This window comes from Vibrio ordalii ATCC 33509 (genome assembly GCA_000257205.1).
In the GTDB taxonomy this organism is placed as follows: domain Bacteria; phylum Pseudomonadota; class Gammaproteobacteria; order Enterobacterales; family Vibrionaceae; genus Vibrio; species Vibrio ordalii.
The window spans coordinates 35384-55824 of sequence record AEZC01000009.1; the positions used below are offsets into that span (position 1 = coordinate 35384).

Annotated in this window: 7 protein-coding genes and 1 pseudogene; 7 read left to right on the plus strand and 1 reads right to left on the minus strand. The window is 48.1% G+C overall.

Going from position 1 to position 20441, the window contains the following annotated elements:
* Positions 1-56: 56 nt before the first annotated feature.
* The 5 genes from VOR_RS0100485 to VOR_RS0100505 are packed head-to-tail and all read left to right on the plus strand — an operon-like array spanning position 57 to position 16946.
* The gene (locus VOR_RS0100485; RefSeq protein WP_010317036.1) at positions 57-11951 is read left to right on the plus strand and encodes a hybrid non-ribosomal peptide synthetase/type I polyketide synthase; all 11895 of its coding nucleotides are present in this window, start codon (positions 57-59) and stop codon (positions 11949-11951) included.
* Complete coding sequence (locus VOR_RS0100490) at positions 11938-13038, plus strand: thiazolinyl imide reductase (RefSeq protein ID WP_010317038.1); 1101 nt, start codon at positions 11938-11940, stop codon at positions 13036-13038. Before VOR_RS0100485 ends, VOR_RS0100490 begins: the two co-directional genes overlap by 14 nt.
* On the plus strand, positions 13035-13907 hold the full coding sequence (locus VOR_RS0100495; protein WP_010317040.1) for a thioesterase II family protein: 873 nt from the start codon (positions 13035-13037) through the stop codon (positions 13905-13907). Before VOR_RS0100490 ends, VOR_RS0100495 begins: the two co-directional genes overlap by 4 nt.
* Entirely contained in the window at positions 13900-15294 is a 1395-nt protein-coding gene (locus VOR_RS0100500) for a salicylate synthase (protein WP_010317042.1), read from the plus strand. The genes VOR_RS0100495 and VOR_RS0100500 overlap by 8 nt, the downstream gene beginning before the upstream one ends.
* Positions 15291-16946 (plus strand): (2,3-dihydroxybenzoyl)adenylate synthase, encoded by a 1656-nt coding sequence (locus tag VOR_RS0100505; RefSeq protein WP_010317045.1) that lies wholly within the window; start codon positions 15291-15293, stop codon positions 16944-16946. The genes VOR_RS0100500 and VOR_RS0100505 overlap by 4 nt, the downstream gene beginning before the upstream one ends.
* An 85-nt stretch (positions 16947-17031) precedes the next feature.
* Here the strand turns inward: VOR_RS0100505 and VOR_RS17570 are convergent.
* A pseudogene (locus VOR_RS17570) lies at positions 17032-18638 on the minus strand (BCCT family transporter).
* Between the two features lie 331 nt (positions 18639-18969).
* Between VOR_RS17570 and betI the strand changes: the two are divergent.
* Both betI and VOR_RS0100520 read left to right on the plus strand, forming a co-directional pair.
* Positions 18970-19584 (plus strand): transcriptional regulator BetI, encoded by a 615-nt coding sequence (gene betI, locus VOR_RS0100515; RefSeq protein WP_010317046.1) that lies wholly within the window; start codon positions 18970-18972, stop codon positions 19582-19584.
* 15 nt (positions 19585-19599) lie between these two features.
* Positions 19600-20441: aldehyde dehydrogenase family protein (locus VOR_RS0100520; protein ID WP_010317048.1), on the plus strand; the 842-nt coding region annotated here is incomplete at its 3' end.

The following is a 20441-nucleotide window of genomic DNA, read 5'->3' on the forward strand; positions in this document are numbered from 1 at the left end:
AATGCACAACAGGGTGGCGAAACTGACCACCCTGCAACTGAATTACGAGGATAACCATGAACACTCTCGACCCTTGCTTTGGCAACAGTGACCCCATCGCCGTCATTGGACTGGCTTGCCGCTTTCCGAAAGCACCAAATGCGGAGCAATTTTGGCACAACTTGGTGAATGGTATTTCTGGGCAAAGCTATTTTTCGGAACAAGAGCTACAAACGGCTGGAATAACCACTTCGCTCTCCGCGCAAGAGAACTTCGTGCCAAGCGGTGCCATTATTGATAATCCAGACTACTTTGATGCAAGCTTGTTTGGTTATTCGCCCACTGAAGCTCTCTCTATTGATCCCCAACAGCGGCTATTTTTACAGATAGTTTGGCATGCGCTTGAAGATGCAGGGTATGCACCAAACGCCATTCAATCGAAAACTGGTGTCTTCGGCTCGATTCGTACCAGTACCTACCCCTCTTTTGCCGACTTTGATGTCACTCAAGTTGGCCAAGTCAAGGGGCTACAAGCCTTATTGGGTAACGATAAAGATTACCTTGCCACGCGAGTCGCCCATAAATTTAACTTAACGGGTCCTGCGTTTACTGTTCAAACGGCTTGTTCTAGCTCTTTGGTCGCCTGCCACCTCGCCTGCGAAAGTCTGCGTTCGGGGGAATGCGATATGGCGATTGCGGGTGGTGTCGCGGTGTCATTTCCTCAAAGCTCAGGCTACTTGTACCAACCCGGTATGATCTTTTCTCCAGATGGGTTGTGTCGCCCGTTTGATATTGATGCCAATGGTACTTTTGGTGGTCACGGGCTAGGCTGTGTGGTGCTCAAACGCTGGGAGGATGCGCGACGCGATGGTGATACTATTCTGGCGTTGTTACGTGGTAGTGCTATCAACAACGATGGTCAGGATAAAGTGGGGTTTACCGCTCCCTCGGTAAAAGGCCAAGCACAAGTGCTATCCGATGCCCTGCATTTGGCTGATGTATTACCCGATGAAGTGGAGATGATCGAGGCTCATGGTACAGGCACTAAACTCGGTGACCCTATCGAAGTGCGAGCCATCAAACAAGCTTATCAACGCAGCATTGAAGCAAAACCCTGCTTTTTTGGTTCAGTAAAAAGCGGACTCGGGCATCTGGACACAGCGGCGGGAATCGCCTCTTTAATCAAGACGGTGTTATCGGTATCGCGCTGCAAAATCCCGGCCTCGCTCAACCTTTCTCAAGCTAACCCGACTCTAGAGCTTACAGGTTCTGGTTTCCAGCTTGCGACCGCGACCATTGATTGGCCGAGCGAAACTCGCACTGCAGCGGTCTCTTCCTTTGGTATCGGTGGTACCAACTGCCATATGATTGTGCAATCGGCCCCTGAGCTGGCGGATCCTACGTCCCTCAATCCTCGATCCGAAAATGCAAAACTACTGATCTCCGCCAATAGTGAAACCTCGCTGCGCAAACTGGCCGGTGAATATGCCACACACTTAGAGCTGCCAACACACCACAGTGATATTGCTTACTCCGCCATGTTAAAGCGAGCATTAGATCTCCCCTATCGACTGGCGATTGATTGCAATTCTGTGGCAATTCAGGCCCTACGTGATTTCGCGCTAACAGGGCAAGCTGGCCGTGATTTACATGTTGGCCAGCCTTCAGCAACAGGCAAGGTACTGTGGTGCTTTACTGGCCAAGGCAGCCAATGGGCCAATATGGGGCAAGAGTTATATCACCGCAGCGCCGCATTTCGTGACAGCATCGAACTGAGCCAACAATATGCGCTCGGCAGTTTAGAAATACGGCTTACTGATGCGTTATTCGGTCACCGCACAGAATTACTCCAACGTACCGACTACGCACAATTAGCGATTGTCGCTTTTGAAATCGCGATGGCAGCTCACTGGCAAAGTAAAGGGTTTAGGCCAGATATGGTGATGGGCCATTCGGTAGGTGAATTTGCCGCTTGTGTGGTGTCAGGATACCTCACTCACCAACAAGCGATTGCGCTTGTTAGCGAACGAGGACGGCTGATGCACTTATGTGCGCAACGCCAAGCGGGCTCTATGTTGGCGATTTTTGCTAAGCCAAACAGATTAGAGACGATACCGGCTTTGCGCGAACTCGATCTGGCCGCGCATAATGGCGCGCAGCATTGGGTATATTCCGGCCATCAACGGGATGTCGACAACGCGATACTGGAACTTGATAAGCATGCCATTCGTTATAAAAAGTTAGACGTATCCTGCGCCGCACATTCACGCCTATTGGATGAAATGCTGGCGTCGTTTCATGAGTTTGCGACTCCCATAACCGCAAAGCAAGGTACCATACCTCTCATTTCTAGTGTCACAGGACAGGTCGCCGATGATGCGGCATCGTTCAACGCTGAATATTGGACCCGTCATGTCCGTGATACTGTACAGTTCCAGCGTGCAATAGAGTCGGCCTTAGCCAAGCAGGCTAAGCTGTTGGTCGAAATGGGGCCAAGTGCGCACCTCACGGCCATGGGGCAACGTGAAACATGGTCAACAGATTGTGTATGGCTAGGTACCTCTCACCCTAGCATCCCCACACAGCGTTTAGAAACTGAACTCTTAGCCGCTCTTTTTATCGCGGGCTGCAATAATAAGTGGCCAGCGCTATTCGCGCTGCAAGGTCAACCTTGTCGATTGCCTCTTTATGTGTTCGATGAACAGAGATATTGGTATCAAACCCCCGATGTCAAAACAATCGAAACTGCACTGCCTAAGCAAACCTTGAGTGTACCGCCACCCACCACAATCGCGGCTCTCTATCCGATGCTGCGCTGTTGTGTGATCCGCGATTTGGTTCACTCTTGTACATCTCAGCCTCGTTTTACCCTGCGCGATCTGATCCGTGGGGGGCGTTTGCTACCAAAACATCGAAATCTGATCACAACACTTTTAAACTCTTTACTTGAACACGGCTACTTGCAACAAGCGCATAAGTGTTATCAATTCACTGCCGTGCCTTTGCCAGCAACAGACGTGGTTGCACAATGGCTGCGTGATGCTTTGGCCACCAATCAAGAGCCAGCGACAGTGCCATTGAGCGATATCCGAGCCTTGTGCGAGGCTCCGGCGCGTCTTAAACAAGTATTACGTTGTTATCACACTTCACCACTGCAACTTAAAAAACAAGTGGCAGAAATAAAACAGCGTTTGCTCAGTCCACTGACTCCTTCTATTCAGCCAAACCTAGCAATACCATTCAGCAATCAAACGCAGTTGCTCTATGTAGATTGGGTAATGACACCAACAGAAACAGACTGGCATCAACTCATCACCCTGCATATGCCGAGTTTCGTACAAGAAGAGCGTAGTGACTGGTTGATTGTTGCAGCGCCGTCTCTTGACCCTAAAACAATAACGCAACTGGTTGTACACAGAACGACTCAACTCTGGGGACAAGTCCAATACCAATTAAGAGGATGCTTAACTTCCGGAGAATGGGCTTGGATAGGTCAGGTTCAAACCCCAAACTTTGATGATTCTCAACCACACGCGCTGTTACCAAGCCCCCATCAGCGCTATGAGTGGCAATGGCTGCCAGTCGCCGCGAGCCAAGCTAGGCTCAACGTCAGTGAGTCTGATCTCCAACAAGCACTACAGCGTCAAGGGGAGATTTACCGTGTCAATGAGACTGTCAGCCTGTTCGTATTGCCTGATGGTGAGCTTGTCGAGTGCGCTGAAAAAGTCATCCAATCACTAAGCGCTGATTTTACAACGCTGTATGTTTTGACCTCACAAGCCATGGCGACAGATGCAACGCAAAGTGTTGCTGCCGAAAAAGTGGCACTGATGTCTCTGCTGCGAGTTGCTCGCGCGGAACACAAACATCAAGGTATCTATCTACTTGATATTGAGCCGTCCTTTGAGAGTGATCACCATCAAGCCCAGATTCTGAGTCAGTCTTTAAACTCTGCTCCTTTCCATCTAGCGACTGAGATAGCTTATCGCAACCACAGCTACTGGATACCTCAACTGGTGCACGCCAAAACCGTGCCCGACCTCATCCCTTCCTCTTGGTTTACGACTTCAGGTTGGCATCTTGTCACTGGAGGTATGGGGGGCATAGGCCGGCACATCATTAAATGGCTAGCACAATCCGGTGCCCGCCATATTGCGGTGATTGGGCGACGAGAACCCAGCGATTGGCCTGAGTTTTGCCAAACTATAGCCAGATTCGGCTGTCAGGTGATGACCTTGCTTTGCGATGTGAGCCAAGAAGGGGAGCTGCAACGAATGCTTAATGACTGGCCGCGGACTTTGCCTATCATAGGAGCGTTTCATGCTGCGGGAACATCGCTAACAAGCCTCATCAATCAATGGGATCCTCAGCAATCTGCCCTACTTATTCAAACCAAATGCCGCGCTTTTGTCGCACTACACCAATGGCTTGAAGCACAAGAAGCTCAATATTTACTGGGTTTATCCTCTGCAGCTTCACTGGGTGCGGTTGGACAAGGTGCTTATGCGTTATCCAATGCCTTCTTAGATGGCTATGCTCTCGCCCAACAGGGCAGCAGCCGTTGCCGCGTGATGAGTATTGGATGGGGAGCTTGGGATAGCATCGGAATGACCGCCGATTCAGCGCTTCTCGATACGCTGGCCAAAGAAGGTATGCATACTTTAACCGTACAAGAAGGTTTGTGGCAGATCAGTCAAAGTCTGCTCAGTGGCACTCCTTTCGTGCTGGCAATGAATATCGAACCTCAGCATGCTAATTTCCAGCCTTATCTTGACCCATTAAACACGGCAATAGATGCAGTGGATTGCTTGGCATCACCCGAGCCGCTAACGCATCCCACAGTGAGCGATGTAGGTCAATGGCTGACGGAACGACTTCGTTACCAATTGGGTATGAGTGACGATACACCAATCCGAGTCGATCAAGATTTACTGCAATTAGGCTTAGACTCTCTGCAATTTCTTGAGCTTAGTGCGGTTATTCAAAAACAGTTCGCAGTCAAGATCGATGCCGAACAAGCCTACCAAAATTTAACCATTTCAGGTTTGGTGGAAGCGATCGCCCGCATCCCTTCGGCAACCGAATCGGATTCAATGCTCACACATTTTGTGAGCGATCCTCACAACCGCTATACCCCCTTCCCACTGACGCCTATTCAACACGCGTATTGGATTGGTCGTGAACCCTGGGTTCAATATGGCGGTATTGCCTGTCACGTCGTCTTTGAGTGGGATAAGGATCTTACCGAGTTCAACCCACAACAATTTGCAGCCGCTTGGAATGCCTTAATTAAGCGTCACGACATGCTGCGCATGACAGTCAATCATGCAGGAGAACAAGTTGTTCACGCTGAGGTTGATTATTTTCCGATTGTAGAGAGAGACTTACGTTCACTCTCAGAAGAAGCACAACACATTGAGCTTGAGCAAACACGCCAACAAATGCGTCATCAGGTACGGGCTGCGGATGTCTGGCCACTCTTTGATGTCAAACTCAGCCGTTTATCTGAGCAAAAGGTGCGTTTGCACCTAAACCTCGACTTACTGCAGTTTGATGTACAAAGCTTCAAAATCATGATGGATGATTTAGCCACCGCCTATCAAGGCCAAGACTTGGAGCCTCTGCCGATCACTTTCCGTGACTACGTGATGCATGAACAAACCTTACGCCATACCGCCGAGTGGCAAAACTCATGGCACTACTGGCAACAAACGATCCCAACTCTGCCTAAAGCGCCTCAGTTGCCACTGAACCCGGATTATCAACACCATGCTCCGGAATTTATTACCTTAGAAGGCCGCCTCAGCGACTCTGAATGGCAAACGCTAAAATCGGTTTGGCAACAATGGGGGGTAACCCCGTCAGCTGGCCTGCTGACCCTATTTGCGCATACCTTGGCCAATTGGACTGCAAGCCCTGATTTTACGTTGAACATGACGTTCTTTAATCGTCAGCCTTTTCATGAGGCCGTCCAAGATCTGATTGGTGACTTCACCTCAGTCCTTCTAATGGATTTCCAACACGACTCCAGCACCGATTTGAAACAGCGTATCTTACAAACCCAAAGCAAACTTTGGCAACGCTTAGGCCATAGTCAAGTCAATGGGGTTGAGGTGATCCGCGAACTAGCCAAACACTGGAAATCCTCCGGTCAACTCAGTGAGCAAGAAGCGGCACTGCCGTTAACTCCGGTGGTATTTACTAGCATGCTGGGAATGTCGATGGATGGCATGGATATCGAACAAGCCATGACCCATTTACTGGGGGATCCGGTTTATGTTCTGAGTCAAACCCCACAAGTCTGGCTTGATCATCAAATCATGGAAATTGAAGGTAATTTGGCGTTCAACTGGTATTGCATGGCCGGCGTACTGGCGCCAGATCTGTTGGAAAACTTATTCAACCAATATCTAAGCTTGCTGCAGCAGTGTGCGGCAGACCCGCAGTTTTTCGAGCGATCATTGACTCAACCAGAGCCTCTGCACCCCCTTCTGCCGCCTGATCACGTCATCGCCGAATCCACCCTTGATTTGCACAACATATCTCTCCCCGATATTTCACCACAGATTGTACAAGAGGTGACGCAAGCGTGGGCGCAGCTTGAGCATCGTGCACTGCGTGGGATCTGGACAACCTTACGCAATCACCAGTTATTTACCTCGCCGGAGCAAGCCTATCGCGCACCACAAATTATTCAACAACTTAAAGTGACCGATAAACATCATAAGCTTATCCAACTTTGGTTAGATCAGTTATGCCGAGAGGGCGTGCTGACGGAGAAGGATGGAGAGTATCGCTTCCAAGACGATTTCCCCAAAGCACCGGGGTTACCTTTGCCTCAACAAGCTTGGTGTCAGCGTTTGGATACCTATCTTGAGGATTGCCTCAAGCAACACCCGGCTTTGTTGAATGGTCGCCACTCTGCACTCGAGTTGCTATTTTCTGACCCGGCGATCACCGATAGCCTCTACCGTTGTAATCCATCACTGCAAATATTGAATTTAAGTGCCGCGCGTGCCATTTATGCCCTTGGCCAACAGCAGGCGCAAGGTTTGAATATACTTGAAGTCGGGGCTGGCACTGCAGCCACCACTCGAGAGGTATTAAGCCTCGCCTCTTCAACGATTCGCCACTATCAGTTTACCGATGTGTCTCGTCTGTTCCTTCATGAAGCACGCGAACTATTGTCTGAATACCCACAGGTAAGCTATGGGTTATTTGATATTAATCAGCCCATTGATGAAGCACTAAAAATGGATGGTGGATATCAGGTTATTTTGGCCGTCAATGTTCTGCACGATGCCATCGATCTCGCAAAATGTTTACAAGGTCTCCGCGCTCTTCTGGCCGATGATGGCTATTTGATTTTGATTGAGGCGACCGATCAACACAGCCCAATGCAGTTGGCGACGGTTGGGTTTATTGAAGGAATCAACGCATTCAACGATTTTCGCCAATCCACTGGAAGTGGCATGCTGACACAACCTGCTTGGCTTGCCCTGCTGGCGGAACAAGGTTTAGAGCCACAGTTGAGCTATCCCAACAGTGAGGTATCGGCATTACGTCAGCATCTGATAGTAACCCAAAAACGTCCACAACATAGTCCGCAGACCTTAGGTCAGTCTGAGTCCTATCAGCAACAAATAGAACAAATAAAAAGTATATGGCAAACGTTTTTACATGGTGAGATTAACCACGACACCGATTTTTTCCTTGCCGGTGGTGATAGTTTAATGGCAACAAAGATGATCGTGGCACTACAACATGCGGGAATCAAACAAGCGAGCTTACAATCCTTGTTTGAGCATCCGAAATTCCAAGACTTCTGTTGCCAATTTGAGAGTGCCCCGTCTACTGCAACGACAACCGTTGAAACGGACATTATTGAGCCAAACACCACTCTTGAATCCCAAGATAATACAACACAACAGAAAAATGGCGTTTGCGTTCGACATTACCCACTCACACCGCTACAAAATGCCTACTGGCTTGGTGAAAATGCCTTGTTTTCCTTGGGAAATGGGGTTGCCCATTTCTATGCAGAGCTTGAAATTAAGCATCTTGATCGTCTGAGACTTACCCAAGCATGGAATCGACTGGTGCAATTACACGACCAGTTACGCGGTGAAATCGATGCAGGTCAATATCATATTCATCGCCAAGTACCAGAGTATCAACCACAGTTTCTCGACTTAAGCTCATGGGATGAACCACAAAAAACACGCTGGATTGATGAGGCAAGGACGCAGATCGCCGCCCACGGTGTAGCGACACATCAATGGCCTCTGTTTGATATCAGCATCCTGCAGGTAGACGGCGAAACCTCTTTGGTACATTTGGTACTCGATTTGGTCGTGGCTGATGGCAAAAGCCTCAATACTCTATTTCAACAATGGTTTGCACTGTATGACGATCTGAGTATCGAATTGGCAGTGCCAACGATGAGTATCGACAACTATCTCCTTGAGCTTGAACAGCTCAAACACTCTGAGCCTTACCAACAAGCTCAAGCTTACTGGCTTAACCGAATACCGACGCTACCAGAAGCTCCAGCACTGCCGTTAGCGGATAAACGCTCAGAGCATTTAGCGCAAAGTGTACTTACTTACCACCTCAGTGCCGAACAGTGGAGTCAGATCCAAGCCGTCTCATTTGCCCATAATTTATTGCCGTCAATGAGTATGCTATCTACATTTTGCCTTGTGATCAGTCATTGGAGTGCCCAGAAGCATTTTGCGATCAATATACTGCACAGTAACCGTCCAGCTATGCTGCCTAAATCCGCCGACGTCATTGGCAACCTTTCAACCACATCCATGCTTGAAGTAAGAACCCAACCCGGTTCATTGCTCGCGTTTGTTGAGCAAATTCAACAGCAGATGGCCGATGATATGGCACATTCCTTATTTGATGGTCAATCGGTGTTAACTGAAAAAAACCGTCATAATCATAATCTCAATGCGGGCATGCCAGTGGTGTTTAACGACACCTTATCGGTTGGGCAACATAGACCATTACCCTATGGCAAGCTCAATGCCTTTGGTGCACAAACCCCCCATGTTTACCTTGACAGTATGTTGATCCCGTCACCATGCGGCGGCGTTATCATCAAATGGACGATTCAAGAAAACTACTTAAAAAGTGGTGTCTTTGAAGCCATGTTTGCCGCTTATACCCACACGTTAGAAACGCTTACAAGCCGAGACTGGCAACAACCTCTCGCCCTAGCACTCCCCTCTGCACAGCAGCAGAAGCGTGATCAAGTCAATGCGACACAAGGTGAATTCAAACTGGTTTTAGACAACCAAACTACGGCTTGTGTGGCGACATTGTGCGATTTAGTAAGGCTCGGTGTGGAACAGCACCCACAGCGAATTGCGATTGAGCAAGGCGAACTAGAACTGACTTATCAAACACTTTGGTTTTCCGCTCAGCACTTAGCTGCGCAGCTTATCGAACAACAAGATGATGCACCATTAGTGGCGGTTGTGATGAACAAAGGATGGCAACAGGTAGTCGCTGTTCTCGCCATTCTGTTGGCAGGGAAAGCTTATATGCCCATTGATGGCGCTTATCCTGAACCTCGTATCCAAGCTCTGCTTAAACAAGGAGCAGTCTCAACCATTATCAGCGATAGCTCTGAGCCTTGCCGCACCGATGACTATCGAGTTCTATTCCCTGCGTTAATGACAGAAGCCCAAGCGCATTTTATCCCAGTGGCAAACCAACCGACCGATCTGGCTTACGTCATTTTCACCTCTGGATCCACTGGCCAACCTAAAGGGGTAATGATGGAGCATGGTGCCGTAGTCAATACCCTGCTCGATATAAACCAGCGTATTGCACTCGATCATCGTGACCGAGTATTGGCGATTTCCTCTCTCAATTTTGATCTCTCTGTGTTTGATATTTTCTCCACCCTAAGCTGTGGAGCAAGATTGGTAATACCACAGACATCGCCAAGTCAAGATCCTGAAGCACTGGTGCATTTAGCTCAGCAGTCAGCGATTACGGTGTGGAATAGTGTGCCCGCCTTCGCACAGTTATTGGTAGATTTACTAGAAAATCGATCAAATCCGCTGCCCCATTTACGTCAAATCATGATGAGTGGCGACTGGATACCCGTCAACTTACCAGACCGACTGAATACCCTTACGCCTCAGGCTAAATTGCTCAGCTTAGGTGGTGCTACCGAGGCCGCCATTTGGTCTATCTGCTATCCGATTGAGAAAAGCTATACCACACACAGCAGTATTCCCTATGGAAAACCGCTCACTCATCAACAATTTTATGTGCTCGATGAACAGCTCAATCCTTGTGCAGATTGGGTTACAGGAGAGCTTTACATTGGTGGACGTGGTCTCGCTCGCGGCTATTGGCATGATCAAGAAAAGACCGACTTCGCTTTTATCGAACATCCAACGCTTGGCCAACGCTTGTATAAAACGGGGGATTTAGGCCGCTATTTACCGGATGGTAACATTGAGTTTCTGGGCAGAAACGATCAACAAGTCAAAATTAACGGTTATCGTATTGAGCTTGGTGAAGTGGAAAATGCTCTACGTCAGTGTGCACTCAACGCGAGCGGAATAGACATCCTAGATGCCATCGTTCAGCCAGACAGAACCGCGCAAAATGGTGCACGTTTAGTGGCTTATATTCAGTACGCTCCCCACAGTCGACGTGATAATCAGGCTTTACTGGATCATGCTCGCCGACTGTTGCCCCAGTACTTATGTCCAAGCCAGATCATAACCTTAGAGCGCCTTCCATTGACGGCCAACGGTAAGGTGGATCGTTCTGCACTACCGCGCCCAGATGCCCATATTGCCGCAGATCAATTACGCATGCCGCACTCACAGCAGGAACAACTTCTGGCTCAGATCTGGTCTGAATGCCTTAATTTCGCCCCTATTCCGGCCAATCAGAGCTTTTTCGATCTAGGCGGAAATTCATTGATCGCAGTACGCTTACTTAACCAAATCAATCACCGTTTAAACCTTGCTCTCAGCGCAGGGCAGTTACAAACCCATGATACGGTTGAGCGCCTCGCCACCTTGCTGACAGAGCAAACCCAACCGCTCCATCATGCACCGGTAAAACTCTCATCAAACGGCAGTAACCGAACCAGCACACTCTTTATTGTGCATCCGATTGGCGGACACTTATTGAGCTATCAGGCATTAGCTAAAGAGCTCAACCAGATCACTTTGTATGGACTTGCCTACCCAGATCGGCACGATAAATCTGCGCCAAAAACCGACATTGTGGCTTTAGCCGCACACTATCTATCTATGATTCGCCACGTACAGCCAACTGGCCCTTACCAGCTGGCAGGTTGGTCATTTGGGGGAGTAGTGGCTTTTGAAATGGCTCGACAACTCATGGAACAGGGCGAAGAGGTCAGCCACTGCATCTTGATTGATAGTTATAAACCAAGCCAAAACCCAAATCAGCGATTAACCGAGGCGTCGATCCGCCAATACTTCTACGCGGATTGTATTGGCCGATTCCCGGCACTGAAAGAGCATGTGATTTCGAACTTCGAATCAGAGACGCAATTTTGCGCAGAGCTTGCCAAGGCATTTTTAGAGACAGGATCAGGCTTATTAGACAGTGCAAGTCTTGCTGAGTTGCTAGCAATCTATCAGCAAAACTTGCGTGCCATGCTCGACTATCAGCCACCTTATTTGGAGACGCTCCCCGTCACACTTTATAGCGCACAAAACCATTCACAGCTTGATTTTATGCGCTACCAACATCCTGAGATGGCAAAACGCCGCTGCCATGGTTGGAGTGATTGCTGTCATCCCATCATTCATCGCATGCAGGGAGATCACTACACCCTACTACAACAACCTCATGTGAAAACACTGGCGCACGAGATCTCTACTCTGCTCGGCCACCCTTCACATTCAATAAATTCGTTCCACCAACAAAACGTAAAAGAGCTAGAAAATGAAGAGTCGTAAGAAAGTCATTATCGTTGGGGCTAAATTTGGCGAACTGTACCTAAATGCCTTTATCGAATCTCATCCAGATCTCGAACTGGCAGGGATTCTGTCCCAAGGTAGCCTGCGTTCAAAGAATCTGGCCACTGCCTTTGGTATACCACTGTATGAAAAGGTGTCACAGTTGCCTCAGGATATTGCTATTGCCTGCGTGGTTGTCCGCGCCTCCGTTATCGGTGGGGGCGGTAACGTATTGGTCGAAGAGCTGCTCAAACGTCATATTCATGTTTTGCAAGAGCATCCCGTGTCGGTGAAAGAATTACAACGACATCATGCGCTTGCAGAGCAATGTGGAGTCCAATACCGAGTCAATAGTTTCTATAGTTCGTCTCAAGCGGGGCAAACCATGATTTCAAGCGCACAGCAAGTCTCATTGCAAATGCGCCAGCCCGCCAGCTACGGCAATATTACGACAAGTCGGCAGTTGCTTTACTCAACATTGGATTTACTGCTGTTGGCATTAGGCCGCGATGGCAAAATTCAACCTATAAAATTAGGCAAACAACACCGTTTTGATCTGATTAGTCTTCAATCTCCTCACGGTGATTATCTGTTGCAGTTACAAAACTATCTGGACCCACAAGATCCAGATATGCACAGCCTCGCCATGCATCGTCTTATGTTAGGGTGGGAATCTGGCTATCTTTCGATGGTTGATAGCTATGGCCCGATACATTGGACACCAGCGCTTCATGCAGAAAAGCACCAGAATAACCAGCAAAGCCTGTATCAGGTCGTCAGCCTCGCTGAAGGAGACTATCTCAATCAACCGACTACGCAGACACTTTACGACCAACCTTGTCTCGTTAAAGATCTGTTTGAAGAATTCGGACCTGAAGGGGTATGCAACACTTTAGAGCAGTTTTGCCGTTTAATTGATGGGCAAGACACCGCGCCATTATTGCTGATCTGTCACCAACTCAAGGTTGCTCAACTGTGGGAAGACATTCTCACATTATGTGGACAACCCCAAGAAAGGACCATGACTCCACCACCACGAATTTCATTTCGATTCAATCGCGCAGTGACCAAAGAGGTGGAGATATGAATCAGGTGTTCAAAACACTTTATCAGAGTGGTGCCCAACCTCGTGAAATATGGATTATTTGTCCTTTTGCTGGAGGCAGTTTAAGTGCATTTAAAACATGGATGTCACTTGACTGCAATGCACTAGCAAAAGAAACGCTGGTACTGCTGGCCACTTACCCCGGCAGAGATCATCGAATGCGAGAGCACCCCCTTACGAGTATCGAAGCAATAGCAGAGGATGTTGCTGAGGGATTGAAGACTTGGATAGCGGATCAAACCTTCACTAAAGAGACTCGAATAATACTTTGTGGACATAGCATGGGGGCACAAGTGGCCTATGAAGTATGTCATCGATTTGAGAGCAGTTTTGGAGCCCTATCACCGATCAAAAATCTGATCCTTTCTTCCTGCCATGCCCCGCATTTAAGCAGTCGAAGACGATTGAGCCAACTCAATGATGATGACTTTATTGACCAACTGATCGCGATTGGCAGCGGCAGTCCGATACTCAAGCAGCACCCTGAACTACTCCCGCTGTTTCTACCCATGTTGAGAGCGGATTTTTTAGCCACAGAGTGCTACCACCAACAAGTTAACTACCACCAAAAAGTTACAGCATCGAAATGTCTACAGTACACCCCATGCACACTCGTGTTTGGCGAACATGACCCTGAAGCTTGGGAGTCCGAAGTCGCTGCATGGCAACCATGGTTGATGCCAATCGATGACAAACCAACACTGATAGCCATATCAGGCGACCACTTTTACATCACAGCAACCCCTGAACACTTTCTCAGCAAGATTAGCGAACCAACAGTAACAAGGTCGGAGCATCGACCAACAACATTAATGAATTACTCTCACGTTTCTGGAGAACAACATGGCTAACATTCATACGGCATATTTACATTCTTTGGTATTGCAACATCAATGTCATCCACTCCAACTCGTTGCCGAACTGACCTCGGCCTCTTTCTGTCATGAATATCTAGTCTATGAGCATGAGAATGAATGGGCGATCGGCATCAATAAACGACTGCAATTAACCGTCAACCATAGAAGCGAAGTTTGTGACTTTGAAGGAAAGGTCGCACAGGTAAACCCTCATCATCTGTGTCAATATATTCATCGTGCAACCCAAACTCTGAGTGGAGAGGACTGGCTACTCTTCGGCCGCGCTGATTTTGAATTCAGTCGCTTCGCTCACGATTTACCACAACAAGAGTGTGAACATCCACTGCTGGAATTGTTTGTAGCCGAAACCGAATTACGTGTTACGACCACTCACGTTATCGTTCGTACCTTTGAAAGCTCACTACTTGCGCAAATTCAAGCCATCATTACTCGAGTATCACACTTACCGTCGCCATTGCCTCTGCAAAGTAAATCCTGCTCTCAACAGGATATTGTTGGTGGCCTTGAAGTGAAACATCACTATCAGCAGGCGGTCGATTTAGCGGTCAATGAAATCAAGACCAACCAATACAAGAAAGTGATTTTGTCCCGGCCAGCAATACTGCCCTTCAATATCGACATAACCAAAAGCTTTATTAACGGTAGAATGAACAACACACCTGCTCGCTCTTTCATGCTCAAGCTCAATAACGTGCAAGCATTTGGTTTTTCACCAGAAACTGTCTTAGAAGTCGATGAGCGAGGGACCTTGAGCACCCAACCGTTGGCCGGAACACGCTTATTGCCACAAGATAAAACCGATGCAGCAAGGCTAAAGAACGAACTGCTTAACGATCCTAAAGAAATTGCCGAACATGCCGCTTCCGTCAAGCTAGCTATCGAAGAGCTCGAACAGGTTTGTGATCCCTCAAGCGTCCATGTGTCCGAGTTTATGACCGTATCAGAAAGAGGTAGCGTGCAACATTTAGCATCACGAGTAAAAGGTCAGCTCGCCACAGACAAATCCGCATGGGATGCATTCCGAGTCCTCTTTCCTTCCATCACAGCCTCTGGCATTCCTAAACGTGAGGCGATTGCCGCGATTGCTCGTTTTGAGAAACAACCCAGAAAACTGTACAGCGGTAGTGTCTTCATTACAGACCGCAATGGATTTTTCGATGCGGCTTTGGTGTTAAGGGCGGGATACAAAACAGGTTCTGTTTCTATGCTTCAAACGGGAGCTGGCATCATCAGTTTGTCTAATCCTCAGCGAGAATGGGAAGAAACCTGCGAAAAAATGGCCTGCGTACTCGACCATTTAGTGCTTGAACCAGCCTACACGCTAAATCAATCGTCTCTAGTCAGTGAGGAAGTTGCATGAAGAACCACATGATAACGTCAGATTTACTGCAAGGTTTTAGCACCTACCGAGCGGATCAAGCAGCACTGTATCAGCAAGCAGGACTTTGGGAATATGCACCGCTTTGGTCCCTATTAACTCAAGGTGCTGAGCAATACGGTGATCGGATCGCAGTGATTGATGACGAAGGTCAACTTACCTATCGAGAGCTCTTAGACGCGGCGGATGGGATCGCGCATCGTTTAATGACCGATGGAATGCAAGTGGGTGAGCGCGTAGTGATCCAACTCTCTAACACTTGTCGCTTTCCCATCGTTCTGTTTGCCACTCTACGAGCAGGTTTAGTACCTATTTTGGCGCTGCCTGCTCATGGGCTTTCTGAAATCAAACACTTGGCTCAGCTCGGCGATGCCAAAGCGTATATTAGTGAAGAAATTCAAGGTGCGACGTTGGCAAATAACTTAATAGCCAACGGCCAAGGATTACAGCAGGTTTATCTGTTTGGTGAGCACGGTAACCATCATTCTCTAAATAATATTCAGCTTCACTCACCACTGGTACCTCCTGCCATTAATCCAGACCACCCTGCTCTATTTCTGGTATCTGGTGGCACGACAGGACTGCCCAAGCTTATCCCTCGCACCCACAACGATTACCTGTTCAATATTCGTTGTTGCTGTCAGGCAAGTGAGATAAATGAGCGGGATGTTTATCTTGCCGTACTGCCAGCTGCACACAATTTCACACTCGGCTGCCCGGGCTTTTTAGGGGTGCTCGCCAAAGGTGGAAAGGTCGTGTTTACCCAACACGCTGGGCCAGACCACTGTTTTGGGTTGATTGAACAGCACCAAATCAGCGCCACCGCTTTGGTGCCATCCTTAGCTCAATTATGGACAGAAGCCACACAATGGGAAGAGAGCGATCTTTCAAGCCTACGCTTAATGCAAGTTGGAGGCTCGAAACTCGTCTACAGCGATGCTTTAGACCTCCAAAAAGCTTTCCCTAATGCCCTACAACAAGTATTTGGTATGGCGGAAGGCCTTATCTGTTGCACTCGCTTGGGCGATCATCCTGAAATTATTGCGTCTCGACAAGGTCGTCCAGTCTGCGCACTCGATGAAATTCGAGTGGTCGACCCTCAAGGTTATCCCGTTGGCGAGGGAGAAGAAGGCGAATTGCTGACGCGAGGTCCCTACACTTTACGTGGTTACTACCGAGCGAATGAACACAATCAGAGAGCTTTCACTCTGGACGGTTTTTATTGCAGTGGTGATAAAGTGCGCATGGATAGCGACCAATATCTCACCGTGACCGGGCGGATTAAAGATGTGGTCAACCGAGCTGGGGAATGCATTGCTACGGATGAAATTGAAGAGCATTTATTAGCTCACCCTCAAGTAGCGCAGGTCGCCGTGGTTGCAGTACCCGACCCTTATTTAGGCGAGCGGATCGGTGTCGCACTCATCTCCAAAGACTCAACATTGACATTACAAGCACTCCGTCAGTTTTTAAAAGAGCGTAATCTCGCCTCATTTAAGCTTCCAGATGAACTGCACATACTCAGCCATCTACCCAAAACCGCCGTCGGAAAAATAGATAAAAAAGCGATTTTAGGCCCCAATGGGACACCTTGGATGCTGGATATTCAGACTGGCTATAGCGTTGCTACTTGAAGCCCAAGTCATTGGGGGGAAGAGCCATTTCCCATTCAAAAATCCGAAACCGAGACCACGGTTTCGGATTTTGATTCACATACGATCAAATAGCATTTTGCTGTGACTTAACTTGGGCCTCTTCATAAGTCAGATGACTCTCAATCCAGGCCGGAGAGCACGTTGGTTCACGCTCTTCTGCCTTCATCGTTTTATAAAGACCAATCATATATAGGATAAGAATCACAGAGAATGGGAGCCCGGCGAGTACTACCACTGTCTGCATTGCAGCAAAATTGCCTGCAAAGAGTAAACCGATCGTCACAACGGTGATCGCGGACGACCAAAAGATACGCAGCCAATGGGGGGCATCTTGATCCAAATCTCCCCCACGACGAGAAAGGTTAGCAAGCATCACTGTGCCTGAATCTGCCGGCGTCAAGAAAAGTACGAATCCGACAAAAACCGACATCCCAATAACGATTTTCGCCCATGGATAAAATTCTAATAGCAGATAAATCGACATAGAGGGCTGCTCGATGGCTGCTTGAGCAAGCGCTGTTGCATTGTGATTGAGTACCAAATCCATTGCACTATTACCAAATACAGAGAGCCACATCAGCGTAAAGGCAAGTGGTATAAATAACACACCAAATATAAGCTCACGCACGGTTCGCCCACGTGAAATCCGCGCAATGAACATACCAACAAAAGGTGCCCACGATATCCACCATCCCCAGTAAAAAAGCGTCCATAAGCCAAGCCATTCAATATTTTGACCCGGCACCGCATCCGTGTAGGCGTAGAGATCGAATGTCTTCAAAATTAAGCCATTCGCATAATCGCCAAGGTTTTGTACAAAACGGTTAAGAAGTTCAAGAGTCGGCCCACAAAATAACACGAACAAAAGTAACGAACTGAATAACAGGATGTTTAGGTTTGAAAGACGTCGGATCCCCTTCTCGACTCCTGAAATAGCGGCCAACGTAGCCCCAACAATACGATAAGGAGCGTGCTTTGTGAATGAGGTATGCCCAAAAGATACTCTACTCCAGAGGTGACTTGTAACGCACCGATCCCTAAATTGGTCACAAGGCCGACCAAAGTAACGAAAATTCCAAAGCAATCAACCGCATGGCCTGCCATTCCTTTGACTCGTTTTTCACCTAAAATCGGCAGTAATGCCGAGCGCAGCGCTAAAGGCTGTTGATGACGATAAGCAAAATACCCAACGGACAACCCAACCAAAGCATAAATCGCCCAGCCGTGGATCCCCCAGTGTAGGAAAATTAACTGTATAGCTTGCCGTGCGGCTTGCGCGGAACCTGCCACGCCTTCTGGTGGATGATACAGATGGTTAATCGGTTCAGACGCTGCGAAATAGAGTAATGAAATACCAATCCCGGATGAAAAAAGCATTCCCGCCCAAGCCGCATAACTAAAATCCGGTTTTTCATGATCAGCACCGAGTTTTAATTGGCCAAATCTAGAGAAAGCGATCCAACACACAAAAAAAAGATAGGCACCGATGGCAAGCATGTAGTACCAGCCGAAGCTCTGTGATAGCCAAGTCTGGACTTGGCCAAGCCATATGCCCGCCGCGTCAGGAAAACTGACGAGTGTTGCTGTCAGCAACAAAATAAGAGAAGTGGAACCATAAAAGACGATGGGGTTTATCCTCGCCTCCGCTGGCTTAGTCAATGGTGTACTCATGCAAACGTTGCCCCTATGGCAATAAATTTATATTAATCCGACACGTAACCATGTAGCCGCATCGTGACGCCTATTGTGGTGGAGCTTTGTCACAACCTTGGGGATCGTTCGACAAGGCTCCCTATTTTGATCTGATCAATACATGTCTTTTCGACGAGTCGTAGCCTAGCCTCAACCTCCAAAGGTTAATTGATAGTTATATTTGTTATTAATCGGTTATAAAACATTACCAAAAAGTTAATTGAACATTCAATTAAAAAAAAATAGACTGGTTTACGGTCACTTAATTCACCATCCATTCGAAGGATGGGCTTTGGGAAAGGAGGAAGAAATGCCAAAAGTAGGGATGCAACCCATTCGTCGAGCACAATTGATCCAAGCGACATTGTTAGCCGTTGATCAGGTGGGTATTAATGACGCGAGTATCGCGCTTATCGCGCGATTAGCAGGTGTTTCTAGTGGCATCATTAGCCATTATTTCCAAGGTAAAAATGGTCTATTGGACGCCACGATGCGCCACTTAATGTCAGCGCTAAGAACTGCGGTGAAAGAGCGGCAACAATCAATGAATGACGATTCGGCACAAGCTCAAATACGAGCCATTATTGAGGGTAACTTTGATGCCACTCAGGTTAACGAAGCTGCGATGAAAACTTGGCTAGCTTTCTGGGCAAGCAGCATGCATCAACCCTCATTACGTCGGTTACAAACGATTAATGATCGCCGTCTCTATTCAAATCTGTACTATCAATTTCGCAGAGTCTTACCTGTTAGCGCCGCCAAAACCTCAGCACGTGGGCTCGCGGCACTGATCGATGGTTTATGGCTTCGCGGTGCATTAACGGGGACCCAATTTGATACCGAACAAGCTCTGCTGATTGCCTACAGCTATGTGCAACAACAGCTGGCGAATCCCTCCCTTAGCACACCCAATTCCCCCCAGTAAAAGAGGATTTACACCATGGCTTTTTTTCCTGAACAGCTACTTTACATTGGTGGTCGCTATGTACAGGCGAGCAGCGCAAACACATTTGACACCATAAATCCGGCCAATGGAGAAGTATTAGCCAGGGTACAACACGCGTCGAAAGAGGATGTCGATCGCGCCGTACAGAGCTCGGTGGAAGGTCAGCGAATTTGGGCTGCGATGAGCCCAATGGAGCGTTCTCGTATCTTACGTCGTGCCGTTGACCTGCTTCGTGAACGAAATGATCAACTGGCTGAACTAGAAACGCTAGATACGGGTAAGGCTCTTTCTGAAACACTTACCGTCGATATCGTCACCGGTGCCGATGTCTTGGAATATTACGCCGGCCTTATCCCCGCCATCGAAGGTGAGCAAATCCCATTACGTGACAGCAGTTTTGTCTATACCCGTAGAGAGCCATTAGGGGTCGTGGCGGGTATCGGCGCATGGAATTATCCTATCCAAATTGCTTTGTGGAAATCAGCACCTGCGCTAGCCGCCGGCAATGCAATGATTTTCAAACCCAGCGAAGTCACCCCACTGAGTGTTTTTAAATTAGCTGAGATTTACACTGAAGCTGGTCTGCCTGATGGCGTGTTTAACGTGTTAACCGGTTATGGTCATGAGGTTGGCCATTGGCTTACGGAACATCCCACTATAGAGAAAATATCATTCACTGGTGGTACGACAACAGGGAAGAAAGTAATGGCTACGGCTTGCGGCTCTTCGCTGAAGGAAGTCACCATGGAGCTAGGAGGTAAATCGCCGCTGATCATCTGCGACGATGCAGACCTTGATCGTGCTGCTGACATCGCCATGATGGCGAATTTCTTCGT